The organism is Solidesulfovibrio sp. C21, from assembly GCF_047785625.1.
GTDB lineage: Bacteria > Desulfobacterota > Desulfovibrionia > Desulfovibrionales > Desulfovibrionaceae > Solidesulfovibrio.
In genome coordinates, this window is record NZ_JBLODY010000024.1 from 20,221 (window position 1) to 42,321 (window position 22,101).

24 protein-coding genes are annotated in these 22,101 nt (G+C 65.4%); 14 read left to right on the forward strand and 10 right to left on the reverse strand.

The window, feature by feature from the left end:
* Positions 1 to 204: 204 nt before the first annotated feature.
* Entirely contained in the window at positions 205 to 1,392 is a 1,188-nt protein-coding gene (locus ACMZ6R_RS09340) for an acyltransferase family protein (RefSeq protein ID WP_416110683.1), read from the forward strand.
* A gap of 69 nt (positions 1,393 to 1,461) precedes the next feature.
* Complete coding sequence (locus ACMZ6R_RS09345; RefSeq protein WP_416110685.1) at positions 1,462 to 2,547, forward strand: calcium:proton antiporter; 1,086 nt, start codon at positions 1,462 to 1,464, stop codon at positions 2,545 to 2,547.
* 152 nt (positions 2,548 to 2,699) lie between these two features.
* On the opposite strand, the gene leuS is transcribed toward ACMZ6R_RS09345, so the two are convergent.
* The 5 genes from leuS to ACMZ6R_RS09370 form a co-directional block, all read right to left on the reverse strand.
* Positions 2,700 to 5,213: a leucine--tRNA ligase gene (gene leuS / locus ACMZ6R_RS09350; RefSeq protein ID WP_416110687.1), complete on the reverse strand. Its 2,514-nt coding sequence runs from the start codon at positions 5,211 to 5,213 to the stop codon at positions 2,700 to 2,702.
* Positions 5,214 to 5,277: 64 nt separating this feature from the next.
* Positions 5,278 to 5,766, reverse strand: a complete 489-nt coding sequence (gene nusB, locus ACMZ6R_RS09355) for a transcription antitermination factor NusB (protein ID WP_416110689.1) — start codon at positions 5,764 to 5,766, stop codon at positions 5,278 to 5,280.
* A gap of 48 nt (positions 5,767 to 5,814) precedes the next feature.
* On the reverse strand, positions 5,815 to 6,285 hold the full coding sequence (ribE, locus tag ACMZ6R_RS09360; RefSeq protein ID WP_416110691.1) for a 6,7-dimethyl-8-ribityllumazine synthase: 471 nt from the start codon (positions 6,283 to 6,285) through the stop codon (positions 5,815 to 5,817).
* A 54-nt stretch (positions 6,286 to 6,339) separates the two neighbouring features.
* The gene (locus ACMZ6R_RS09365; protein ID WP_416110693.1) at positions 6,340 to 7,566 is read right to left on the reverse strand and encodes a bifunctional 3,4-dihydroxy-2-butanone-4-phosphate synthase/GTP cyclohydrolase II; all 1,227 of its coding nucleotides are present in this window, start codon (positions 7,564 to 7,566) and stop codon (positions 6,340 to 6,342) included.
* 144 nt (positions 7,567 to 7,710) lie between these two features.
* On the reverse strand, positions 7,711 to 8,187 hold the full coding sequence (locus ACMZ6R_RS09370; protein ID WP_416110695.1) for a VOC family protein: 477 nt from the start codon (positions 8,185 to 8,187) through the stop codon (positions 7,711 to 7,713).
* Positions 8,188 to 8,529: 342 nt separating this feature from the next.
* Here ACMZ6R_RS09370 and ACMZ6R_RS09375 point away from each other — a divergent pair, with 342 nt between their 5' ends.
* Genes ACMZ6R_RS09375 through ACMZ6R_RS09385 form a run of 3 tightly spaced genes read left to right on the forward strand, consistent with a single transcriptional unit; the run spans position 8,530 to position 10,948 of the window.
* Positions 8,530 to 9,207, forward strand: a complete 678-nt coding sequence (locus ACMZ6R_RS09375; protein ID WP_416110697.1) for an ABC transporter permease — start codon at positions 8,530 to 8,532, stop codon at positions 9,205 to 9,207.
* A complete protein-coding gene (locus tag ACMZ6R_RS09380; RefSeq protein WP_416110699.1) occupies positions 9,204 to 10,007 on the forward strand; it encodes an ABC transporter ATP-binding protein in 804 nt (267 codons plus the stop codon). Before ACMZ6R_RS09375 ends, ACMZ6R_RS09380 begins: the two co-directional genes overlap by 4 nt.
* Positions 10,004 to 10,948, forward strand: a complete 945-nt coding sequence (locus ACMZ6R_RS09385; RefSeq protein WP_416110701.1) for an ABC transporter substrate-binding protein — start codon at positions 10,004 to 10,006, stop codon at positions 10,946 to 10,948. The genes ACMZ6R_RS09380 and ACMZ6R_RS09385 overlap by 4 nt, the downstream gene beginning before the upstream one ends.
* Before the next feature lie 3 nt (positions 10,949 to 10,951).
* On the opposite strand, the gene ACMZ6R_RS09390 is transcribed toward ACMZ6R_RS09385, so the two are convergent.
* The 5 genes from ACMZ6R_RS09390 to ACMZ6R_RS09410 all read right to left on the reverse strand — a co-directional run bounded on the left by ACMZ6R_RS09390 (position 10,952) and on the right by ACMZ6R_RS09410 (position 14,200).
* Positions 10,952 to 11,383 carry a DUF4019 domain-containing protein gene (locus tag ACMZ6R_RS09390; RefSeq protein ID WP_416110703.1) on the reverse strand — a complete coding sequence of 144 codons (432 nt, stop codon included), beginning with the start codon at positions 11,381 to 11,383 and terminating at the stop codon, positions 10,952 to 10,954.
* A gap of 26 nt (positions 11,384 to 11,409) precedes the next feature.
* The gene (locus tag ACMZ6R_RS09395) at positions 11,410 to 12,063 is read right to left on the reverse strand and encodes a riboflavin synthase (RefSeq protein ID WP_416110705.1); all 654 of its coding nucleotides are present in this window, start codon (positions 12,061 to 12,063) and stop codon (positions 11,410 to 11,412) included.
* 43 nt (positions 12,064 to 12,106) lie between these two features.
* The gene (locus ACMZ6R_RS09400; protein WP_416110707.1) at positions 12,107 to 12,598 is read right to left on the reverse strand and encodes a hypothetical protein; all 492 of its coding nucleotides are present in this window, start codon (positions 12,596 to 12,598) and stop codon (positions 12,107 to 12,109) included.
* Between the two features lie 36 nt (positions 12,599 to 12,634).
* Positions 12,635 to 13,105, reverse strand: coding sequence for a methylated-DNA--[protein]-cysteine S-methyltransferase (locus ACMZ6R_RS09405; protein ID WP_416110709.1), 471 nt, complete (start codon positions 13,103 to 13,105; stop codon positions 12,635 to 12,637).
* Positions 13,106 to 13,285: 180 nt separating this feature from the next.
* Entirely contained in the window at positions 13,286 to 14,200 is a 915-nt protein-coding gene (locus ACMZ6R_RS09410; protein WP_416110711.1) for a TIGR01212 family radical SAM protein, read from the reverse strand.
* A 107-nt stretch (positions 14,201 to 14,307) separates the two neighbouring features.
* On the opposite strand from ACMZ6R_RS09410, the gene ACMZ6R_RS09415 reads away from it, so the two are divergent.
* The 9 genes from ACMZ6R_RS09415 (at position 14,308) to ACMZ6R_RS09455 (ending at position 22,099) form a co-directional block, all read left to right on the forward strand.
* A complete protein-coding gene (locus ACMZ6R_RS09415; protein ID WP_416110713.1) occupies positions 14,308 to 15,348 on the forward strand; it encodes a rod shape-determining protein in 1,041 nt (346 codons plus the stop codon).
* 154 nt (positions 15,349 to 15,502) lie between these two features.
* On the forward strand, positions 15,503 to 16,441 hold the full coding sequence (mreC, locus tag ACMZ6R_RS09420) for a rod shape-determining protein MreC (protein ID WP_416110715.1): 939 nt from the start codon (positions 15,503 to 15,505) through the stop codon (positions 16,439 to 16,441).
* Positions 16,438 to 16,908 (forward strand): hypothetical protein, encoded by a 471-nt coding sequence (locus tag ACMZ6R_RS09425; protein WP_416110717.1) that lies wholly within the window; start codon positions 16,438 to 16,440, stop codon positions 16,906 to 16,908. The genes mreC and ACMZ6R_RS09425 overlap by 4 nt, the downstream gene beginning before the upstream one ends.
* A complete protein-coding gene (gene mrdA, locus ACMZ6R_RS09430) occupies positions 16,898 to 18,763 on the forward strand; it encodes a penicillin-binding protein 2 (RefSeq protein ID WP_416110719.1) in 1,866 nt (621 codons plus the stop codon). Before ACMZ6R_RS09425 ends, mrdA begins: the two co-directional genes overlap by 11 nt.
* Positions 18,764 to 18,784: 21 nt before the next feature.
* On the forward strand, positions 18,785 to 19,897 hold the full coding sequence (gene rodA / locus ACMZ6R_RS09435; protein WP_416110721.1) for a rod shape-determining protein RodA: 1,113 nt from the start codon (positions 18,785 to 18,787) through the stop codon (positions 19,895 to 19,897).
* 61 nt (positions 19,898 to 19,958) lie between these two features.
* A complete protein-coding gene (locus ACMZ6R_RS09440; RefSeq protein ID WP_416110723.1) occupies positions 19,959 to 20,465 on the forward strand; it encodes a bactofilin family protein in 507 nt (168 codons plus the stop codon).
* 37 nt (positions 20,466 to 20,502) lie between these two features.
* Complete coding sequence (locus tag ACMZ6R_RS09445; protein WP_416110725.1) at positions 20,503 to 20,922, forward strand: hypothetical protein; 420 nt, start codon at positions 20,503 to 20,505, stop codon at positions 20,920 to 20,922.
* A gap of 44 nt (positions 20,923 to 20,966) precedes the next feature.
* Positions 20,967 to 21,551 carry a F0F1 ATP synthase subunit B gene (locus ACMZ6R_RS09450; protein ID WP_416110727.1) on the forward strand — a complete coding sequence of 195 codons (585 nt, stop codon included), beginning with the start codon at positions 20,967 to 20,969 and terminating at the stop codon, positions 21,549 to 21,551.
* On the forward strand, positions 21,548 to 22,099 hold the full coding sequence (locus ACMZ6R_RS09455) for a F0F1 ATP synthase subunit delta (protein ID WP_416110729.1): 552 nt from the start codon (positions 21,548 to 21,550) through the stop codon (positions 22,097 to 22,099). The genes ACMZ6R_RS09450 and ACMZ6R_RS09455 overlap by 4 nt, the downstream gene beginning before the upstream one ends.
* Positions 22,100 to 22,101: the final 2 nt, after the last annotated feature.

Here is a 22,101-nt window from a genome sequence, read left to right on the forward strand (position 1 = left end):
GGCGTTGTGCGCGGCGAAATCCGGCAGGAATCAAGACTTTGCCTGATAGGGTAGCCCATGCTCCATGCCGAGACAAGGGACGCGGCGCGGCAACGATTGTCGCCGTAACCGAGATTGTGTTGGGGGCGACGCGTTGTTATGGCATGCTGCGACGTCAACGCGGCCAACCCGGATTTCCGTGGCCGCAGAAAACCAGGAGCCCGCTTGCCCCCTTTGCTTTCCTTTGCCAAACGACCCCTCGAGCCCGTGCGTGATCCCATCGACCCGGATGTCTCCGCGCGCATTGACGTGCTGCGCGCCGTCCTCATCGGCCTGATCGTGCTGTGCCACGGCGGCCGGTGGATCGGTGGCAGCGTGCCTCTCGCCTCGCCCGTCGTCACCTTCGTCCTGGCCATGGTCAACCAGGGGTTGGATTGTGCGGTCATTCCGCTTTTTTTCGCCATCTCGGGTTTTCTGCTTTTGCGCAAGCTCGAGGCGACGCCCGTGGCCTATGGCCGGTTGTTGCGCGGCAAGGTCATCGCCATCGGCGTGCCGCTGCTTATCTTCAACGGCATCTGGATCGCTTGGCTGCTCGGCGTTGGCAGCATTCCGTTTTTCGCTTCCCAAAGCTTCGTGCTCAACGCCGGCATTGTGCAAAAGCTTTTCGGCATCGGCACGCCGCCGCTCAACTATCCGTTGTGGTTCTTGCGCGACCTGCTGCTTGTGTTTGCGGCCACACCCCTGTTCCTGGCGTTTTTCCGGTGGCTGCCCCTGGGGGGGCTGGTGTTGCTCGGGCTTTGGTGGTTTCTGGGCGCGCCGGACCAGGATTACTCCCTGCCGGGGTTTTTCTTCGCCTTTTACGCCGGCGGGCTTTTGGTCAGGATGCGGGTCAACCTGCGCGATACGGCCGGTTGGGACAGGTATGTGTTGCCTCTGTTCGTCGGCTTTCTCGTCGTGCTCGGATTGCAGCCGTGGCTCGGGCTCGGTGCGCCTGCCCAGGCAGGCCTCAACAAGGCGTACCAGATCGTGGGCGTGGCCGCGTTCTGGTGCATCTCGCGCCAGCGGTGGGTCAAGGGCAGCCGGATGTTGCACCGCATGGCGGCCATGAGCTTTTTCGTGTTCCTCACCCATGAGCCCACGGTGTCCGTCTTGCAGGCCTTGCTCATGCGGGTGTGGCAGCCGGCGTCCACGCTGGGCCAGCTTGTCGCCTATCCTTCGGTCGGGCTTGCGGCCATTGTGGGGCTTTCGATGCTTGGTTGGGGGCTGGCGGTGTATGTGCCGAGGCTTTTTTCGGTGCTGACCGGCGCGCCGCTGCGGCTGCGTTTTTCCGCGTCGGCGTCCGGCTCCGGAGCGCCTTTGCCGGTTGGAAACAAAGCCGCTGTTGCCTGCGAGCAGGTAAAACGGCAAGCCTGACGGCTGTCTCCCGCAATTTTTCGCAAAAGCGTTTTGCCAAAAGGCTGCGGCGTGGTTTACAGGCTGGTTATGACGAAAACCAGCCTGTTTCCACGTTGGACGGTGGCGGCTCCGCTTGTCGCCTGGGCGCTTTTGGCCGGGGTGCTGCTTGGCCTTGGCGGCTCCGTCTATGCCGCTGTGCTCATGGCCGGGCTTTTGTGGAGCGTCTTTGCCGGCGTGCACCATGCCGAGGTCGTCGCCCATCGGGTGGGTGAGCCGTTCGGGTCCCTGGTGCTGGCGGTCGCGGTCACCATCATCGAGGTGGCGCTCATCGTTTCGCTCATGGTGGCCGGCGGTCCGGATGCCTCGGGGCTGGCGCGGGACACGGTGTTCGCGGCGGTCATGATTATTTTAAACGCCATTGTCGGCTTGTGCCTGCTCGAGGGCGGGGTGTTGCACAAGGAGCAGGCCTTTCGCGCCGACGGCGTGCGGGCCGCGCTGACGACGCTCGTCGCCATCTCCGTTTTGACGCTGATTTTGCCCAACTACACCACGAGCGTGCCCGGCCCGGTCTACAGCAAGGCGCAGCTTGTCTTTATCGCCATTGTTTCGGCGATCCTCTACGGCACCTTTCTGCTGGTCCAGAATGTGCGGCACCGCCGTTATTTTCTGGCCGAGGGCGATGGCGCGGGCGCTGACGTCCATGTCGCGCCGCCGTCGACGCGAGGCGCGTTTTTCGCCGCCGGGCTGCTGCTCGGCTGTCTGGGGGCGGTGGTGCTTCTGGCCAAGGCGCTGGCCCCGACCCTTGAGGCGGTGACGGAGGCCATCGGCGCGCCCACGTCTTTCGTCGGCGTGATTATCGCGGCCATCGTGCTGCTGCCCGAGGGCACGGCGGCGGTGCGGGCGGCGCACTGCAACCGGTTGCAGACGAGCCTCAATCTGGCGCTGGGGTCGGCGTTGGCCAGCATCGGCCTGACGATTCCGGCCGTGGCCCTGGTGTCGCTCATAACAGGCATGCCGCTGGCGCTCGGCATCGACATGAAGGCGACGGTGCTTTTCATCCTGTCGCTTTTCGTCTCGGTGCTGTCGCTCGGCACCGGGCGCACCACGATCTTGCAGGGCGCGGTGCTGCTGGTGATTTTCGGGGTCTACGTGTTGACGGCGATCATTCCGTAAGGGCGGATGACTGCTGGCCGGCGGCAAGGAGGCTGACTATGGACTCTATTGATCACGCGTAACCATTGAAAATTTTTGGGAGGGGAGAGCGCGAGAGGGGGACCCTTTTTGCCAAAAAAGGTCCCCCTCTCGCACGTATCTTCGCTCGTTTTCTACCCGACAACCACGTTGACCAGCTTGCCGGGCACCACGATGACCTTGCGCACGGTCTTGCCTTCGAGGTGCTTGGCCACGTTGGCGTCGGCCAGCGCCGCCTTTTCCAGGTCCGCCTTGGAGGCGTCGCGGGCCACGCACACCTTGCCGCGCAGCTTGCCGTTGACCTGCACCACCACTTCCACCTCGTCGGTGACCAGGGCGGCCGGGTCGTGGGTCGGCCAGGGCTGGTCGATGAGTAGCGTGCCGTGCCCGATCCGCTGCCACAGCTCCTCGCAGATGTGGGGCGCGATGGGGGAAAGGATGGCCAAAAGCGTGGCCACGGCCGAGGAGACCGCCTTGGCCCCCCTGGGCTCGGCCCGAAGCGCCTCCACGTTGGCATAGAGGAAATTGACCAGTTCCATGGCCGCCGCGATGGCGGTGTTGAACTGGAACCGCTCGCGGATGTCCGCCCCGGCCTTGGCCGCCGTGGCGTGCTCGCGACGCCGCAGTTCGGCGAAGAGTTCCGGCAGGCCGCCCTGGCCGAGTTCCCCGGCCGGCGCGCAGGCCGCGACCGGCGACAGGACCGCCGCAAGCTCCTCGGTCACCAGCCGCCACAGCCGCGAAAGGAACCGCGACGCGCCCTCGATGCCCGTGTCGCTCCAATCCAGGTCCTTTTCCGGCGGCGCGGCGAAAAGGATGAACACCCGCACCGTGTCGGCCCCGTACTTGGCGATCATATCGTCGGGGTCCACCACGTTGCCCTTGGACTTGCTCATTTTCGAGCCGTCCTTGATGACCATGCCCTGGGTCAGCAGGTGGGCGAAGGGCTCGTCGAAGGAGAGGTAGCCCAGGTCGCGCAACGCTTTGACGAAAAAGCGCGAGTAGAGCAGGTGCAAAATGGCGTGCTCGATGCCGCCGATGTACTGGTCCACGGGCAGCCAGTACTTGGTGGCCTCGGGATCGAAGGGCCGGTCCTTTTCCCTGGCCGAGGCGTAGCGGATGAAATACCAGGAGGATTCGAAAAACGTGTCGAGCGTGTCCGTTTCGCGCCGGGCCGGGCCGCCGCAGATCGGGCAGGCGACGTTGGTAAAGGACTTGGAGACCGGAAGCGGCGAGCGGCCGTCGGACAAAAGCGACAGGTCGCGCGGCAGCTCCACGGGCAGATCCTTTTCCGGCACCGGCACCACGCCGCACTTGTCGCAGTAGATGACCGGGATGGGCGCGCCCCAGTAGCGCTGGCGCGAGATGTTCCAGTCGCGAAGCCGGTAGTTGACGCTCTTGGTGCCGCGTCCGGTTTCGGCCAGCCAGTCGATGATTTTGCCCTTGGCCTCTTCGTTTGGCAGGCCGGTGAACTCGCCGGAATCGACGAGGTTGCCCGGATCGCTGTAGGCGGCCTCCATGGTCGCCGGATCGAGGGTTTCGCCCTCGGGCGCGATGACGACCTTAAGCGGCAGGTCGTACTTGCGGGCGAACTCGAAGTCGCGCTGGTCGTGGGCCGGAACGGCCATGACCGCGCCCGTGCCGTAGCCCATGAGCACGAAGTTGGCCACGTAGATGGGGATGGGCTTTCCGGTCGCCGGGTTGATGCAGGAGGCCCCGGTGAAAACGCCTTCCTTTTCCAGGTCGTCGGCCCCGCGCACGATGCGGTCCATGTTGCGCACGGATTCGACGAAGGCGTTGACCGCCGTTTCCTGGGGCTTGCCGGCAATGAGCTTCGGCACCAGCGGATGCTCGGCGGCAAGGCTCATGAAGGTGGCCCCGAAAAGCGTGTCCGGCCGGGTGGTGAAGACGGTGACGGAATCGGCCCCGTCGACGGGCTCGGCCAGCTTGAAGGTCAGTTCCGCGCCAACCGACTTGCCGATCCAGTTGCGCTGCATGGTGAGCACGCGCTCGGGCCAGCCGCCGACCAGCTTGTCCAGGTCGTCGAGCAATTCCTCGGCATAGGCCGTGATGCGCAAAAACCACTGCTCCAGGTCCTTTTGCACCACCGGCTGGTCGCAGCGCCAGCAGCAGCCGTCGATGACCTGTTCGTTGGCCAGCACCGTGCCGCAGGTCTCGCACCAGTTCTGGGGCGAATACTTGCGGTAGACGAGGCCCTTTTCCAGAAGCTTCAGGAAAAAGCCCTGCTCATGGACGTAGTAGTCGGGATGGCAGGTGGCCAGCTCCCGGCGCCAGTCGTAGGAATAGCCAAGGCGCTTGATCTGCGTGCGCATGGACTCGATGTTGGAGAGCGTCCAGGCGGCGGGGTGCAGCTTGTGCTTGATGGCCGCGTTTTCGGCCGGCATGCCGAAGGCGTCCCAACCCATGGGGTGCAGGACGTTGTTGCCTTCCATGCGCTTGAAGCGCGCCACCACGTCGCCGATGCAATAGTTGCGCACATGCCCCATGTGGATGCGCCCGGAGGGGTAGGGGAACATTTCGAGGACGTAGTACTTGGGCCGGGAGGGATCGGCCTCCACCTTGAAGTGGCCGCCTTCCTCCCAGATGGCCTGCCATTTTTTCTCGACGTCCTCGGGCACGTACTTGCTCATGGGGAAATGCTCCTTGGCGATGGGCGCTTGTGGGACACGCACGACGGCGTGGACGCAGTGCAGGTTAGAGATCCTTGTGGATTTCGAATTCCCCGTTGTCAACGGCCTTGGCGATGGCGTCGAGGATGCCGTTGATGAAGTTGCGGGAGTTCTCGTCGCCGTAGCGTTTGGCCAGCTCGATGGCTTCGTTTAAGGCCACGCGCAGCGGAATGTCCGACCGGTAGAGGATCTCGTAGACGGCCAGGCGCAGGATGGTCAGCTCCACCTTGGCGATGCGGGAAAGCTTCCAGTTCTTGGAAAAGCGCACGATATGCGCGTCCAGTTCCCGCTGGTTGGTCCAGACGCCGGAGACGAGTTCCCAGGCGAAATCCTGGCCCGAGCCGTCCTCGCCTTCGGCCACGTCGTGGGGACAGCGGGCAAAGACCCGGCGCAGGGACCGTTCGTCGGCGGCGGATTCGAAAATAAGACCGTAGAGGCACTCGAAGGCCTGTTTGCGCGCCTTGCGGCGGGAAACGGGCTTCTTGTCCCCGTTGTGGGAGGCTTCTTCTGACATAGGGGAGGCTTTTTCTGACATGGCGGTTTGGGCGGCGACAGGCATGGGTTAGAGTTGCTCCATAACCCGCACCATCTCGAGGACGGCGGCGGAGGCTTCAACGCCCTTGTTGCCGGCCTTGGAGCCGGCGCGCTCGATGGCCTGTTCCAGGGTGTCCACGGTCAGGACGCCGAAGCCCACGGGCACGTTCGTTTCGAGCATGACGTGGGCGAGCCCCTTGACGCACTCGTTGGCCACGTACTCGAAATGGGGGGTGGCGCCGCGGATGACCGCGCCGAGGCAGATCACGCCGTTGTACCTGGCGGAGGCGGCCAGCTTTTTGGCGGCCAGCGGAATCTCGAATGCGCCCGGCACGCGCACGATGGTGAGGTCGGCCCGGTCGGCCCCGTTGCGGGTCAGGTAGTCGATGGCCCCGCCCACGAGGCGCTCGGTGATGAAATCGTTGAAACGGCCGGCGACGATGGCGAATTTGAGGCCTTTGGCGTCAAGCTGGCCTTCGATGGTGGTCACGTGCTGCATGGCGATTCTCCCGGGCGGGGGCCGCCCGTTTGGGGATTGCGGAATAAAGCCGTCCTACTCTTTGGCCGCCTGCTGATCGGGCAGATGGAGCAGATGCCCCATGCGGTCGCGCTTGGTGGTCAGGTAGCAGGTATTCTCGGCGCAGGGGCAGGTCTCGATGGGCACCCGGTCCACCACTTCCAGGCCGTAACCTTCGAGCCCGACGATCTTTTTCGGGTTGTTGGTCATAAGCCGCATCTTGGATACGCCAAGGGCCACCAGGATCTGGGCGCCGGTGCCGTATTCGCGCAGATCGGCCTTGAAGCCGAGCTTCAGGTTGGCGTCCACGGTGTCGAGGCCCTGCTCCTGGAGGGCGTAGGCCTTGATCTTGTTGGCCAGCCCGATGCCCCGGCCCTCCTGGCGCATGTAGAGGATGACGCCCTTGCCCTCGGCCTCGATCATGCGCATGGCCTCGTGGAGCTGGTTGCCGCAGTCGCAGCGCAACGACCCGAACACGTCGCCGGTCAGGCATTCGCTGTGCACGCGCACGAGCACGGGCTCGTCCGGGTGGATGTCGCCCTTGACCAGGGCGATGTGGGTCTTTTTATCCTCGCTGCCCGTAAAAGCCAGGGCGCGGAAGGTGCCGAAGGCCGTGGGCAGCCCGGCCTCGGCCACCTTGGTCACGGCGAGCCGGCCGTACTTCATGCGGTAGCGGATGAGGGCGGCCACGGTGGCGATCTTGATGTTGTGCTTTTCGGCGAATTCCAGGAGGTCCGGCATGCGGGCCATGTTGCCGTCCTCGCGCATGATTTCGCAGATGACGGCGGCGGGCTTGAGCCCGGCGAGCCGGGCCAGGTCCACCGAGCCCTCGGTCTGGCCGGCCCGGTCGAGGACGCCGCCTTCCTTGGCCCGCAGGGGAAAGATGTGCCCCGGCGTGACCAGGTCGTCGGGACCGGCTCCCTCGGCCACGGCGGTCAGAATGGTGGTGGCCCGGTCGAAAACGGAGATGCCCGTGGACACGCCGACCTTGGCCTCGATGGAAACGGTGAACCCGGTGCCGAACGGCGACTTGTTGTCGTTTGTCATCATGGGCAGCCCGAGCTGGTCGACCAGGTCGGGGGCCAGCGACAGGCAGATGAGTCCCCGCCCGTGGGTGGCCATGAAATTGATGGCTTCGGGGGTGATCTTTTCAGCGGCTATGGTGAGATCGCCTTCGTTTTCGCGGTCTTCGTCGTCGACGAGGATGACCATCCGTCCGGAGCGGATTTCCTCGATGGCTTCCTCGATTGGGCTGATGCGCATTGTGGATATACCTCGTTGGGAGCTGTGCGGCCGGCCCCTGTGGAAAAGACCAAAGACCCGGCCGAGCCGGGTCCAAGGGGGAGATAATCTACGCGACGGGGGTTGGCAAGGCAAGAAGGGCGAGGATTTTCCCGCCGGGCCGCCTCAGGAGCCGAGCGCGGCGCGAACGAAGGCCGCCGGCATCATCGTGGCCTTGCCTATGGCCGCTTCGTCCAGGCCCAAGGCGGCCATGCGTCGCACCACCGCCTCCATGGGCTCGGCCACCTCGACGATGTGCCCTTCCGGGTCGCGCGCCCGGAAGCAGCGCTGGCCCCAGGGCTGTTCGGTGACGGCGCACAGCGGCGCGGTCCGGGCGGCGACCGCCGCAAAGGCCCCGTCCAGTTCTTCCGTCTCGAAATAGAGTTCGAAATTGTCCCGGCCAAGGGGCCCCTCCGGCAGGGCCAGGACGTCGCCGAATATGTGGCTGCCGGCCGTATCCGCCCGCCACAGGGCAAATCCGGCGTAGACCACGTAGCCTTCGAGAACCAGGGTCGGCGTCTGGCCCAGCACCTCTTCATAAAAGGCGCGGGCGGCCGTCATGTCGCGCACGAACACGCAGGGGCTGTGAAAACGGATGGGCATGGGACCTCCCGAAGCAACGTGGTGCGGCCCCAATACCGGCTGACGGCCCGGCCGTCCAGTCCCGCCCGGAGCCGGCGTCGCAATTGACCAGCTGCCTGGACGTGTGCCATGATGCAATGATCTGTTACGGCGGTGTGCTTCGCGCCTGTCGCCAGCGATACGGTCTGTGACGGAATGCTGTGCTCTTGAGGTCGGATGGCGTTTCCCTTTGGCAAGCGGCTTGGCCCCGGGGATATCCGGGGTTTTCTTGTAGGTCTTATCGGTCTTTGCGTTCTATTGGCCGTTTGGCAAATTGTCGCAATAGCCATTTCCACCCTGCGAGACGTTCCTTTTCCCACACCGTTGCAGACCTGCCGTCGGCTCTTTGAGCTGCTCGCCGGCGCGCCATTAAGCGGCCACGGCATCCTCACCCATGTCCGGGCCAGTCTCGGCCGCTGGCTGGCCGGGCTGGGGCTCGCCGCCACGGGCGGCATTGCCTACGGGGTGCTGGCGGCGCGGTTTCCGTTGTTCGAGGCCGCCGCCGGCCAGATTCCCCGCCTGTTCCTGCTTGTGCCCGGCCTGGCCTGGATTCCGGTGGCCATCCTGGCCTTCGGCATCGGCCCGGCGGCCACGGTCTTTATGATCGCGGCCACGGCCTTCGCCCCCATCGCCGTGGGCGTGCTCTCCGGCATCCGGGGCGTGGACCCGGCGCTGGTGCGCGCGGCTGGGATGCTCGGGGCCGGGAAAAACGCGCTTTTTTTCCGGGTGCTCCTGCCGGCCGCCCTGCCCATGGTCCTAACCGGCCTGCGCATCGGCTGCGGCACGGGCTGGCGGGTGCTGGTCGCGGCCGAGATGGTCGTCGGCGCGGGCACCGGCCTTGGCTATTCCATCATCCAGGCCCGCTGGACCCTCGACTATCTTTCCTCCTTCGCCTGTCTGGTCATCATCTGCGCCATCGGCTTTTTCGTGGAAGGCGTGCTGCTCGGCCGTCTGGAGGCCGTGACCGTGCGGCGCTGGTCCCTGGACCGGGAGCGGCCGTGAACGGGGAGGCGCGGGCCGTCGTACGCCTTAAGGCCGTGACCCATTGGTACGGGGCGGGAGGCATACCGGCCCGGCCGGTGCTGGCCGATTTTTCCCTGCTCGCCGCGCCGGGCGAGTGGCTGTGCGTGCTGGGACCGAGCGGCTGCGGCAAGACCACGCTGTTAAACCTCGTGGCCGGATTTTTCGCGCCGCGCCGGGGGAAGGTGCTTTGCGGCGGCCGGCCTGTGGCCGGTCCCGGTCCGGACCGGGCCGTGGTCTTTCAGGAAGCGACGCTTTTCCCGTGGCTGACCGTGGCCGGCAACGTGGGCTTTGGCCTGCGGCGTCAGGGCCTTCGCGGCGAGGCGCTCGAAGCGGCCGTTAGCCGGGAGATCGCCCGCATGGGGCTTTCCGGCCATGCCGGCAAGTATCCCCACGCCCTTTCCGGCGGCATGCGCCAGCGGGTGGCCATCGCCCGGGTGCTGGCGCTTTCGCCGGCCGTGCTGCTGCTCGACGAACCCTTTTCCGCCCTGGACCTGCCCACGCGCGAGCGGTTGCAGGACGAACTGCTCGCCATCTGGGCCGAAACCGGCGCCACCGTGCTCCACGTCACGCACAGCGTGGAGGAGGCGGCCTACTGCGGCGACCGTGTCCTGGTCATGCCGCGCCCCGGCGGCGGCTGCGTCGAAGAGGTTTCCGTGGACATCCCCCGGCCGCGCGCGCGGCTCGGGCGGGAGGTGATGGGGCTCGAGGCGCGGTTGCGGCACGCGTTGCGGGCCTGTCTGTTGCAAACGCCGGCCGCGACCGAGGAGGGGAAATCGTGAAACGGGGATGGATGCCGACGGCGGCGCTTTGGGCTCTGGCCATGCTCATGTCGTGCGGCGCGGCCCTGGCCGGGGGAGATCCCTCGTTGCGGCTGGCCTATCAGGACCGCATCGGCAGCGTGATGCCGATCATCGCCCTGCACGAGGGGTATTTCAAGCAGGAAGGACTCGACCTCAAGCCGTTGCAGTTTTCCAGCGGACCGGCCTGCTCCGAGGCGCTCTATTCCGGCGCGGCGGATGTCGCGGCCATGGGCGACACGGCGGCGCTCATCATGGCGGCGCGCGCTTCCGGCATGGTCATGCTGGCCAGCCACGCCACGGGCGAGGGACGCCATCGGATCATGGTCCGGGCCGATTCGCCGCTTCAAACGTTGGCCGATCTCAAAGGAAAAAAACTCGGCGTCAAAAAGGGCACCTCCACCTACGGCGGGGTGCTGGCGGCGCTCGACAAGGCGGGCATTCCGGCCGGGTCGGTGGAAATCATCGATCTTTCACCCCCGACCATGACCGAGGCGCTTTTCGCCGGCTCCATCGATGCCTTTGCCGCCAGCGAGCCCACGCCGTCCGTGGCCGAAACCAAGGGCGCGCGCCAGCTCGTCGACCTGTCCGGGCTCGGCAACGAGTATCCGATCATGCTGCTGGCCCGCAAAAAGTACGTCGCGGCCAACAAGAAGGCCCTGACCCTTTTTTTCGCGGCGCTCAAAAAAGCCGCAGCCTATGCGGCGGCCCATCCCGAGGAGACGGCCCGGATCATGGCCGCGCAGACCGGGTTGCCGCTGCCCGCGACCAAGGCGGCGCTGGCTCGGCATGTCTACAGGCTGCGCCTGGACGACGGCATCGTGAAAAGCCTGTCCGCCACGGCGGATTTTCTGGTGCGCGAAAAGGTGATTCCGGCCGCGCCGGATATGGCCGTGGTCATCGACCGGGAATTCGTGAACTAGGCGCTACCGGATGTAGTAGCCCACCGCGCGCCAGGTCCCGTCGGCCTGGCGCGCGAAGGTCACGGTTTCGACGGCGCTTTCCTTGTTGGCGAAGCGGGCGTCGAAGGCCATCACGACATACGCGCCGTCCGGAGCGCCGGGCAGGGAGGTCTTGCTCTCGGCCCGGGCGAGGCTGCGGGAGGCGAGGGCGCCGAGCGGCTTGCGAGCGGCGGACAGCGCCTTGACGTAGTTTTCTTTCGTGACGGCGGCCTGGAAAAAGGGCGCCGCTTCCTGCCAGCTCTTGCCGTAATCGCCGGCGTCGTTGAGCCCGAGCCAGGCCTTGGCGGCGGTTACGGCCGGCTTCTCCGCGTCGGTCACGGCGGAGTCGGCGGCCGCCAGGGCTGCGGCCGGAAAAAGCAGGATAAGGACGAGCAAAGAAGCAATACGTATTTTCATGAGGTCCTCCAGATGGGCGCGGGGGATCAGAATCCGTGTCGTTTCAAGAAGTCTTCCGTGATGTTCGAGGCCTTCCCGGCCGTGGCTTCCTGCCAGGGCCCGAGCATGCGCAGCACGTATTTCCCCAGCATGTCCGTCTCCATATTGAGGGATACGCCGGGCTTCCAGGCGGCGATGGTGGTCGCGCCCTGGGTCGAGGGAATGACGTTGACCGTGAGAAAGCCGCTGCCGCAGTCGTTGACGGTCAGGCTCACCCCGTCGAGGGCCACCGAGCCCTTGGGCACCACGAACTGGGAAAATTCCTCGGGAAAGGTGATCTTGTAGCGCACGGACTGGCCGAGCCGCGTCACCGATTCCACGCTGGCCAGGCAGTCCACGTGCCCGGACACCAGATGGCCGCCGAGCCGGTCGCCAAGGGCCAGGGCGCGTTCCAGGTTGACCTGGCTTCCGGGCTTGAGCTTGCCGAGGCCCGACTTGGACAGCGTCTCGGCCGAGGCGTAGGCGGTGAATTCCCGGTCCTTGGCCGTCTCCACGGTCAGGCAGGCTCCGTTGACGGCGATGGATTCGCCGATGACGATGTTGTCCAGGTCGAAAAGCGCCTGGATGCGAAAGCGCGTCTCGTCGCCGCGCGCGTCCATGGCCGCCACGCGGCCAAGTCCCATCACCAGTCCCGTAAACATCGCGTATCCTTACAAGAGGGCGGCTCGGTCGCCGCCGGGGTCGTTAGTTGACGTTGGCGGATCGCAGCACCGCGTCGAACCGCTTGATCTTGTATTCCAGCCGGCTCTTGCGCATGGCCTGGCGCTTGTCCTCCCGCTCCCGGGGCGTGTCCGGCGGCCAGCCGTAGACGTCGTCCACGAGCTCGATGATCTTGCCCACGAGGTCGGCGAGCGTGTCATCCCTGGTGTCCGCCACGCCGCTGCCTCGCTTGTCCGCGTGGTGCAGTGAGCCGTGGACCTGGAGATTGACCCAGGCGGCCCGCATGGTTTTGCCCAGGCGCAGATATTCGGCGTCCGGCAGATTGGCGGCCAGATCCTCGCGCAGCGTCGGCTTGGTCTTTTCCCACAGGGCGACGATGTGCTGCGCGTACGTGGCGTCCCCGGGCGCATCCACGGAAAAGGAGGGGCGCTCGGCGGCGCAAACGGGCCGAAGCCCCGGCGAAAGGAGGATGGCGGCCAACACGATGGCCAGCCGGCCCCAATGTGCGGTCCTCATGCGTTGTTCCTCCCGGGGAATCGCGCCCTGCGGCGGTCAGGCTCCTTCGCGTTTCAGCAAATATTGCTTCATTTTAAGGCCTGGGCCGAATCCGACCAGCGCGCCGCTCGATCCGACCACCCGGTGGCAGGGGATGAGCAGCGGAAAGGGGTTTTGGGCCATGACCCGGCCCACGGCCCTGGCCGCCTTGGGCCGGCCCACCCGGGCGGCCAGCCAGCCGTAGCTGACTTTTTGCCCCAGGGGAACCCGGGTCAGGGCGGTCAGCACCTGCCGGGAAAAATCCGATACGCCCCGCCAGGAAAGCGGCAACTCGGGCCAGTCCGGCTCCTCGCCGGCCACATAGCGGGTCAGCGCGGCCTGCAAGGCCTCGCCGGCCGGGCTGGCGAGGGACGGCTCCTGTCCCTCGGACCACATGAGACGCATTTTGATGATCTCGCCGCCGCGCCACTCGATGCCGAGGGCCAGCGGCGCGGCCACGCACGTTTCGGTCAGGCTGGGGCTGGTCATGGTGTGTGTGCCTCCGGAGTGTGGTGGGGGAGGAGGCGGGAGCCTCCGGCGGCCGGGGGAACCTTTTTTGAAAAAAAGGTTCCCCCGGACCCCTTCCAAAAAACTTTTCACGGGATGCGACGCTGCCGAAAGATCAATGGGAGAACTGTACGCGATGCCGCCTTGGGACGCCAGGGGTCGTCAGGGCGACACCGCGTCGTAGCGGCAGCCCTGTCGGATGTCGCCGGCTTCGAGGGCGGCGGCGATGGCCTCGCGCACCCCGCGCTTGTCCGCGGCCCAGGCCGGGGCGACGAGCTCCCCGGGCGCGGGATCGGCGTTTAGGCGTTCGACCACGATGTCCGGCCGCAGCCGGGCGATGGCCTCGGCGACCGCCGCGACATAGGTATCGCGTTCTGGCGGGACGTAGCCTCCGGCGGCGAAAAGCTCCGCCAGCCCCGCGCCGGCAACGACCAGGGTATTGTGGAATTTCACCCCGGTGACGGGAAGATCATTAATAAAGGAAACAGCGGCGAAAAAATCCGCGTTCGATTCGCCGGGCAGTCCGGCCATGAGATGGGCCGTGACGGAAAGCCCGGCCGCGGCCGCAAGCCTGGCCGCGACGGCGAAGGAGGCCGCGTCGTGGCCCCGGTTGATGCGCTTTAGCGTCTCGTCGCGCACGGATTGCAGCCCCAGGTCCAGGCAGACGTAGGGAAGGGGCACGGCGGCGAGCAGGGCGATTTTTTCCGGGTCCAGGCAGTCCGGCCGCGTGCCCAGGCACAGCCCGCAAACGCCGGGCAGGGCGCACAGTTCGCCAAGCAGCCCGGCCAGCCGCGTCGCCGGGCCGTAGGTGTTGGAAAAAGATTGGAGATAGGCGACAAGGGCCTCACCGCGTCCCCGGGCCGGCGGGGTGAGCCTGTCCCATTGCGCCCGGAGCCCGAAGCCTTTATGGTAAAAACCCGTCCCCGACCCGGCCGCATTGCAAAACAGGCATCCAGAGCGGGAAATCGCGCCGTCGCGGTTTGGGCAGGAACTGCCCGCATCGAGCGGTATTTTTTTGGCACGGCGGCCGAAAAGCCGCCGGTACGCCTGGGAAAGGGTATTGTAACGCTGGGTCATGGCCGGTCGCCGGGGCGGAAAATCAACCGTTGACAACGCGGTGCGAATCGGCAAACACAACGCGTTTACGAGATCACGAGAGCCGAGTTTGCGGCAAGCGAGGCGCTATGTCCAGGATTTTGGATCGTATATTGGGCCTGTTCTCCAACGATCTGGCCATCGACTTGGGAACGGCCAACACGCTGGTGTTCGTCAAGGGCAAGGGCATCGTGCTGTCCGAGCCGTCGGTGGTGGCGGTGAAGAAGGACCCTCGCGGCGGCAACAAGGTGCTCTCCGTCGGCCTCGAGGCCAAACGGATGCTCGGGCGCACCCCCGGCAACATCGTGGCCATCCGGCCCATGAAGGACGGCGTCATCGCCGACTTCGAGGTTACGGAAGCCATGCTGCGCCATTTCATCTCCAAGGTGCACAATTCCAGGCGACTGGTCCGGCCGCGCATCATCATCTGTGTGCCCACCGGCATCACCCAGGTGGAAAAGCGCGCCGTCAAGGAATCGGCCCAAAGCGCCGGCGCCCGCGAGGTTTACCTCATCGAGGAGCCCATGGCCGCCGCCATCGGCGCCAACCTGCCCATCACCGAGCCGACCTCCAACATGGTGGTCGACATCGGCGGCGGCACCACCGAGGTGGCCGTGATCTCCCTTTCCGGCGTGGTCTATTCGAAATCCGTGCGTGTGGGCGGCGACAAGATGGACGAAGCCATCATGCAGTACGTCAAGCGCAAATATAACATGCTCATCGGCGAATCCACGGCCGAGCAGATCAAGATCCAGGTCGGCTCCGCCCACCACTCCACCAGTTCCGGCGAGATGGAGGTCAAGGGCCGCGACCTGGTCACGGGCATTCCCCAGAATATCACCATCACCGCCGAGGAAGTGCAGAAGTCCATCTCCGAACAGGTGGAGAGCATCGTGCAGGCCGTGCGTATCGCCCTGGAACAGACGCCGCCGGAACTGGCCGCCGATATCGTGGACCGCGGCATCGTCCTGACCGGCGGCGGGGCGCTTTTGCGCGGCCTCGACCAGCTGTTGCGCGAGGAGACCTCCCTTCCCATCACCGTCGTCGAGGATCCCCTTTCGACGGTTGTCCTCGGGTCCGGAAAGGCCCTGGACAACCTGAATGTGCTAAGGGAGGTCACGATAGATTAAACCGTCTCCCCAGCGGATCGCGATCGGCCTGCTCATCGTCCTCTTTCTCTATCTGGGCCTTTTTACCTGGAACATCCGGACAGGCTACGTCGACACGTTGGCGAGCCATAGCGGATTGGAGTTCGCCAGGTGGGTCCTGGCCCCGGGAAAGTGGGTGCATGGGCAGGTGGCGTCGTTTTGGACCCGCTATCTGTATTTCGTGGGCATCCGGCAGCAGAACGACCAGCTGCTTCAGGAGCTTGCGGCCGCGAAAGACGAACTGTCCAGGCTTCGTGAGAACGCCTCGGAAGTGGAACGCCTGCACCGGCTGTTGTCCATGACTCCGCCCGGCGACTGGACGCGCCAGGGGGCGCGTGTCATTTCCCATCGCCTGGGACCGAACGCCGCCCTGGAAACGTTCCTCATCGACAAGGGCAGCGCTTCGGGCGTGACCACCAACACCCCGGTCGTCTCGCCGGAAGGCGTGGTCGGGCGCGTGCTGCGCTATTCCCCGAGCGCGGCCACGGTGCTGCTCATCACCGACCCCAACAGCCGCATCCCCGTGCTTTCCCAGACCAATCGCACCCAGGGCATCCTCAAGGGCGAGGGGCCCGGCCATGAACTGATCCTGGAGTACGTGCCCCAGGGCACGCCCATCGAAGAGGGAGAGATCCTGGTCACCTCGGGCCTGGAGGAGATTTTTCCCAAGGGAGTGCCCGTGGCCAGGGTGACGTCCGTGGGCCGATACGGGGCCTCGCTTTTCCAGCTCATCCATGCCGCGCCGCTGTTCGATCCGCTGCGGCTCGAGGAGGTGGCCCTGCTGTTCCGGGCTTCCGCCGCGAACCAGCCCGGTTCCGTCGCCGCGGACAAGGCGGCCCGCTATCCCAAGTCGCCGGCGGCCATCGCCCCGGCCGCCCGTCCCGGCGATGCGCCCCAGCCGTCCGCCGTGCCCCAGACACCGGCCGCGGCCGCGCGCCAGGGAAACGTCGCCCCCGCTCCCGCGCCCCAGGCGGTCAAGGCCGCCCCCGCCGACGGGCAAAAGCACGAGGCCGCCCCCGCCGACCGGGGCGAGCGCAAGAAACGCCGGAAAGCGCCCCGGCATACCGGCCAATGAACCCGGGCCGCATCGTCTTCTGGGTGCTTTTCACCGTCTGCGGCGTCTGGCTGGAAAACACCATCCCCGGGGTGGACTTTCTGGCCCCCGGCCTTATCCTGGCCATGCAGGAAGAGAAGTGGACGGTGCCCATCTGGCTCGGTCTGGCCTGGCTTTTCATTCAGGAAGGGACCGGCAGCCTGGCCTTCGGAGCGGGCCTTTTGTGGTACGGCGGGCTGGCCGGCCTGTACTTTTTCGGCCACTGGCTCTTCGAGGCCCGCAATTTCCTTTTCATGTTCATCGTGGGGCTGTGTCTGGGGGCCATGCATTTCGTGCTGATAAACCTCATGGCCCTGCTTTTGGACTGGACCGTCCCCCTGGAGCGACTGCTCATGGAAAGCGTGATGCAAGCGTTGATCTTCCCCGTCGAGTGGGGCCTTATCTACCTGATCCACCGTTACCTTCCGGATACTCCCCATGCGGCTTGACAGCGAAGCGCCCCAGCAACACGCCCCCCGGTCCGGGCTCGTCCTGATCCAGCTTCTGGTATTGGGCCTTTTTTGCCTGTTCACCCTGCGCCTGTGGTATTTGCAGGTCCACAAGGGGACCAAGTTCGCGGAGATGGCCCGGGACAACCAGCTGCGGCAGGTGCTCATCAATTCCGCCCGGGGCCGCATCCTGGACAAAAACGGCGTGCCCCTGGCCGTGTCCGAACCTTCCTTCGCCCTGGGGCTGGTGCGCGAGGACTGCGAGGACGTGCCCGGGACCCTGGCCAAGGTTTCGGAATGGACGGGGGTGGACAAGGCCACGCTGGCCGAGACGTTCCGGCGCGGCAAAAAGCGCGTCAAGCCCTTCGAGCCGCTGATCCTCATCACCGACCTGCCCTACGAGGCCCTGGCCCGCATCGAGGCCAACGAGATGTTCTACCCCGGCCTCGACATCGTCATCCGCCAGAAGCGCTCCTATCCAACCGGGCCGCTCATGGCCCACGTGCTCGGCTACGTGGCCGAGGCCAACGAGCAGGAGTTGGAGAAAAATCCCGAGTTGTCGCTCGGCGATTCCGTGGGCAAGCAGGGCCTGGAATACGCCCTGGAGGATGTGCTGCGCGGCTCCAAGGGCAAAAAGCAGGTCGAGGTGGACGCCTTTGGCCGCCAGCACAACGAGCAGATCCTGGAACCGCCCCAGGCCGGCAAGGACATGACCCTGGCCATCGACGTTAAGCTGCAGGAAACCTGCGCCAAGCTCCTGGAGGGCCAGGCCGGGGCGCTGATCGTCATGGAGCCCGATACGGGCAAGATCCGGGCCCTGGTCAGCGAGCCGAGCTTCGACAACAACCTGTTCGTGCTCGGCGTGCCCACGGACAAATGGAAGGAGTTGCGCGACAATCCCCGCCACCCCATCCAGAACCGGGTGACCCAGGGCGTGTATCCGCCGGGCTCGGTCTTCAAGCTGCTCATGGCCGCCGCCGGCCTGTCCGAGGGATTCATCAAGCCCGGCGACGTGGTGAGCTGCCCGCCGGCCTACCGAGTCGGCAACCGGGAGTTCCACGACTGGAAGAAATCGGGCTTCGGCTCCCTGGCGCTCAGGGACGCCCTGGTCCATTCCTGCGACGTCTATTTCTACAAGCTCGGCGACCGCATGGGCATCGAGCGCATCCACGACTACGCCCTGGCCAGCGGGTTCGGCGCCCGCACCGGCATCGACCTGCCCCATGAGAAGGGCGGGCTCATTCCCTCCAAGGAATGGAAGCGCAAGCGCTTCGGCGCGGCCTGGTCCCGGGGCGAGACGGTCATCGCCTCCATCGGCCAGGGCTACGTGCTGACCTCGCCGCTACAGATCGCCCGTTACCTGTCGGCCCTGGTTTCCGACGGCAAGCTGCGCAAGCCCGAGCTGGTGGAGACCGAGGCCCCCCGGGTGGATGCCGCCTTGCCGCTCAAGGAAGCCGACCGCCAGTTCATCGTCGACTCCATGGTGGCCACGGTCGAACGTGGCACGGGCAAGTCGCTTTTCCGCCCTGATGTCGTGACCGGGGCCAAGACCGGCACGGCCCAGGTGGTCAAGCTCGTCAACGCCGACGTGCGGATCAAGGGCAAGTTCATGCCCTATGAACAGCGCGACCACGCCTGGATGGCGAGCTGGGGCAAGAAGGACGGCAAGACCTACGTCGTGGTCTGCGTCGTGGAGCACGCCGGCGGACATGGCGGCGAGATCTGCGGCCCCATCGAGCGCAGGATTTACGAAGATCTTTTCGGTCCCGCCCCGTCCAAAAAGGCCCGGGCCGCCGCCGCGGCGCCGGCCCCTGAGCCCGAACCAGTCGCCGCTCCGGGTGAGATTCCGGATTAGACCGCTCTGTAAGGACGTTTCATGCCGTTCGACCGCCGTCTGGTTTTTTGCGTCAACTGGCCCCTGCTCGGCCTGACCGCCCTGCTGTTCGGGGTCGGGGTGCTCAACCTCTACTCGGCCAGCGGCTTTCGCATGGGCGACGAACTGTCCATGCAGCCTTTTTACAACAAGCAACTCATCTGGGGCCTGGGCGGGCTGTGCTGCATGCTGGCCATGGTGCTTTTCGACTACAAGCACCTGGCCACCATCGCCTGGCCCCTGGCCATCTTTGTGGCCGTGCTGCTGGTCATGGTGCTCGTTTTCGGCAAGACCGTGTCCGGGGCCAAGCGCTGGCTGCCCATCGGCGGGTACGCCTTCCAGCCGAGCGAACTGGCCAAGATCGCCATGCTGCTTCTGGCCGCCAAAATCCTCTCCAAACGCTCGGAGCGCATAGGCTGGATCGATCTGGCCGGTATTCTGGCCGTATCCCTGCCCATTGCCGGGCTCATCATCGTCGAGCCCGACCTCGGCACCGGGCTCAACGTACTCCTTTTGGTGTGCGGGCTGATCCTCTACCGGGGGCTCACCGGGCCGGTCCTTAAGACCCTGGCCATCGCCGGGCCGATCCTCATTCCCTGCGGCTGGTTTTTTCTCAAACCTTACCAGAAGGGCCGCATCCTGACGCTCTTCGACCCCCAGCGCGATCCGCTGGGCGCGGGCTACCACATCATCCAGTCCCAGATCGCCATCGGCTCGGGGCAGATGTGGGGCAAGGGCTTTTTGGAGGGCACGCAAAGCCAGCTGCGCTACCTGCCGGAAAAGCACACCGACTTCGCCGTGGCGGTCTTCGCCGAGGAGTGGGGCTTTGTCGGGGCCATCGCGCTTCTGACCCTTTTCTGCCTGTTTCTGCTGCAATTCTACGTCACGGCCAGAAACGCCAAGGATCGCTTCGGCAGCTATCTGGCGGCCGGGGTCTTCTTCTATTTCTTCTGGCAAATCCTCATCAATATGGGTATGGTTCTCGGCATCATGCCGGTCGTTGGCATCCCCCTGCCGTTTATCAGCTACGGGGGGAGCGCCACCATCGTGAACTTCACCCTCGTGGGCATCGTCGTCAACGTCTCCATGCGGCGCTTTTTATTCAAGAAGGGCTAGCGGATGGGGTCTTGCGGCGCACGGGGGGAAGTCCATCCTCGCCGGCAGCCGGAGGACCGACGTGGGCAAGCACGACATCAACGCCTTTTTGGGGGCCGGTACGTCCTTTGTCGGGCGACTGGCCTTTGAGGGCGTGGTGCGCATCGACGGGACATTCGAAGGCGAGATCGTCTCTTCCGGGACCCTGATCGTGGGGAAAGGCGCGCGGGTCACCGGGCGGCTCGAGGTCGGCCGGCTGGTCTGCGGCGGTGTGGTCGCGGCCGAGGTCACGGCCTCGGTCCTGGTCGCTGTGCACGCAACCGGGCGTCTGACCGGCTCGGTGCGCGCCCCGGCCATGTCCCTGGAGGAAGGCGGGCGCCTTGATGGCGAGGTGGTCATGGGCGGGCCGAACGATGTTCGCCCGGATCACGGAAACGGTCCGGCGGCGCTGACGGGCGGCGAGGATGCGCCACAGGGGTATAGGTCGGAAAAAACAGGCGTTGTGCGGTTTTTGAGCCGCATGGCGGTTCCCCTTTTTGGCAAAAAGGGCTGGACAGGCTGGCCCAAATCCGCTACAGCCGCTTGCTGACTTTGCAAAAATTTTCACAACCTCCCGGAGGGTGCCGATGATTGACCTAAACGCAACGTTTTTCGTCCAATTCGTCAATTTTCTGCTCATCCTGATCCTGCTTAACGTCATCCTCATCGGGCCCATCCGTCGCATGCTCAAAAAGCGTGCGGATTTCATCGCCTCCCAGGTGGACGGCATCGACTCCTTCACCGCTTCCGCCGATACCAAGCTCAAAGACTATGAGGCCGCCCTCGATGCGGCGCGCCAGGCCGCCACGGCGCAGCGTGTGGCCATGAAGGACGAGGGCCTGTCCCAGGAAAAGGATATGCTCGACGCCGCCGCCGCCGAGGCTGCCGCAACGCTGAAAGCGGCCAGAGGCGACATCGCCGTGCAGACCGAAACGGCGCAAAAGACGCTTTCGACCAAGATCTCGGGTCTTGCTTCCAAGGCAGTGGCCAAGGTGCTCGCGGCCTAGGTTCGGGGGTTCACGTGGATTTCTCAAGGAAAGGGAGGGTTCAATTGAAAAAGCTCCACCTCATCGCCGCCGTTGTCCTGGTGCTCGGCGTGGCCGCTGTGGCCTACGCCTCCGGGGAGGCCGCACACGGCGCGGAAGCGGCGCATCACGGGCTTAACTGGAAGGATTTCCTGTTTCGTGTGGTCAACTTCGTGCTGGTCTTCGGCGTGATCGCCAAGCTGGCCGGCAAGAAGATCGTGGGTTTCTTCCGCGGCCGCACGCAGCAGATTGAAAACCAGCTGTCCGACCTTGATGCGCGCAAGGCCGACGCCGCCAAGCGTCTGGCCGACATCGAGGCCTCGATCAGCAACCTGGCCGACGAGAAGGCCGCCATCGAGCAGGAGTATCGCCGTCAGGGCGAGGCCCTGCGCGACTCCATCGTCGCCGCCGCCGAAGCCAAGGCCGCCCAGATCAAGGCCCAGGCCGCATCCGCCGCCGAGGCCGAGGCCAAGGTGGCCGTGCAGCAGATTCGCGCCGAACTGGCCGAGTCCGTGGTTTCCGCCGCGTCCGCCATGCTGGAGAAAAAGCTCTCGGCCAAGGACCAGGAAAAGCTTGTGGATGAATACTTAACAAAGGTGGTGTTCAATTGACCGGCAACATCGTCGCGCGCCGTTACGCCAAGGCGCTCTTCGCGCTGGCCAAGAAAGCCGGCAAGAAAGCCCCGGCGGAGTACGGCAAGGACCTGGAAGCCTTCGCCGCCGTCCTTGAGGCGTCCCCGGACCTGCTTAAGGTCTTCGCCAATCCCGTCATCGCCCCCGAGGACAAGAAGGCGGTGTTGGCCGGGGTGTTGGGCAAGCTTGGCCTTAAGCCCAGTGTCGTCAACTTCCTTTCGCTCCTGGCCGACAAGGAGCGCCTGCCCTTCGTGCTGGAGGTGGCCGCCTACTACCGGTCGCTTCTGGACGAGGCCGAGGGCGTGCTGCGCGGCCAGCTCGTCACCGCGTACGCCCTGGCTGACACGCGGCAGGACCAGATCAAGACCAAACTCGAAAAGCAATCCGGCAAAAAGCTGGTGCTGTCCTTTGCCGTCGACCCCGCCATCCTCGGCGGCGTGCTCCTCAAGGTCGGCGACAAGGTGTTGGACGCGAGCCTTCGCGCCCAACTTGAAATATTGAAAGAACAAATCAAGAGGGGTGAGTAGGG

What these genes read in the sequence shown, in the direction of transcription:
- ribE (WP_416110691.1), bottom strand. Translation starts at nt 6,285, where the DNA reads ATGCAGCACGTGACCACCATCGAAGGCCAGCTTGACGCCAAAGGCCTC.
- ACMZ6R_RS09425 (WP_416110717.1), top strand. Translation starts at nt 16,438, where the DNA reads ATGAACCCGGGCCGCATCGTCTTCTGGGTGCTTTTCACCGTCTGCGGC.
- ACMZ6R_RS09370 (WP_416110695.1), bottom strand. Translation starts at nt 8,187, where the DNA reads ATGCCCATCCGTTTTCACAGCCCCTGCGTGTTCGTGCGCGACATGACG.
- ACMZ6R_RS09415 (WP_416110713.1), top strand. Translation starts at nt 14,308, where the DNA reads ATGTCCAGGATTTTGGATCGTATATTGGGCCTGTTCTCCAACGATCTG.
- mrdA (WP_416110719.1), top strand. Translation starts at nt 16,898, where the DNA reads ATGCGGCTTGACAGCGAAGCGCCCCAGCAACACGCCCCCCGGTCCGGG.
- ACMZ6R_RS09395 (WP_416110705.1), bottom strand. Translation starts at nt 12,063, where the DNA reads ATGTTTACGGGACTGGTGATGGGACTTGGCCGCGTGGCGGCCATGGAC.
- nusB (WP_416110689.1), bottom strand. Translation starts at nt 5,766, where the DNA reads ATGTCAGAAGAAGCCTCCCACAACGGGGACAAGAAGCCCGTTTCCCGC.
- rodA (WP_416110721.1), top strand. Translation starts at nt 18,785, where the DNA reads ATGCCGTTCGACCGCCGTCTGGTTTTTTGCGTCAACTGGCCCCTGCTC.
- ACMZ6R_RS09405 (WP_416110709.1), bottom strand. Translation starts at nt 13,105, where the DNA reads ATGACCAGCCCCAGCCTGACCGAAACGTGCGTGGCCGCGCCGCTGGCC.
- ACMZ6R_RS09365 (WP_416110693.1), bottom strand. Translation starts at nt 7,566, where the DNA reads ATGCGCATCAGCCCAATCGAGGAAGCCATCGAGGAAATCCGCTCCGGA.
- ACMZ6R_RS09445 (WP_416110725.1), top strand. Translation starts at nt 20,503, where the DNA reads ATGATTGACCTAAACGCAACGTTTTTCGTCCAATTCGTCAATTTTCTG.
- leuS (WP_416110687.1), bottom strand. Translation starts at nt 5,213, where the DNA reads ATGAGCAAGTACGTGCCCGAGGACGTCGAGAAAAAATGGCAGGCCATC.
- ACMZ6R_RS09345 (WP_416110685.1), top strand. Translation starts at nt 1,462, where the DNA reads ATGACGAAAACCAGCCTGTTTCCACGTTGGACGGTGGCGGCTCCGCTT.
- ACMZ6R_RS09390 (WP_416110703.1), bottom strand. Translation starts at nt 11,383, where the DNA reads ATGAAAATACGTATTGCTTCTTTGCTCGTCCTTATCCTGCTTTTTCCG.
- ACMZ6R_RS09400 (WP_416110707.1), bottom strand. Translation starts at nt 12,598, where the DNA reads ATGAGGACCGCACATTGGGGCCGGCTGGCCATCGTGTTGGCCGCCATC.
- ACMZ6R_RS09410 (WP_416110711.1), bottom strand. Translation starts at nt 14,200, where the DNA reads ATGACCCAGCGTTACAATACCCTTTCCCAGGCGTACCGGCGGCTTTTC.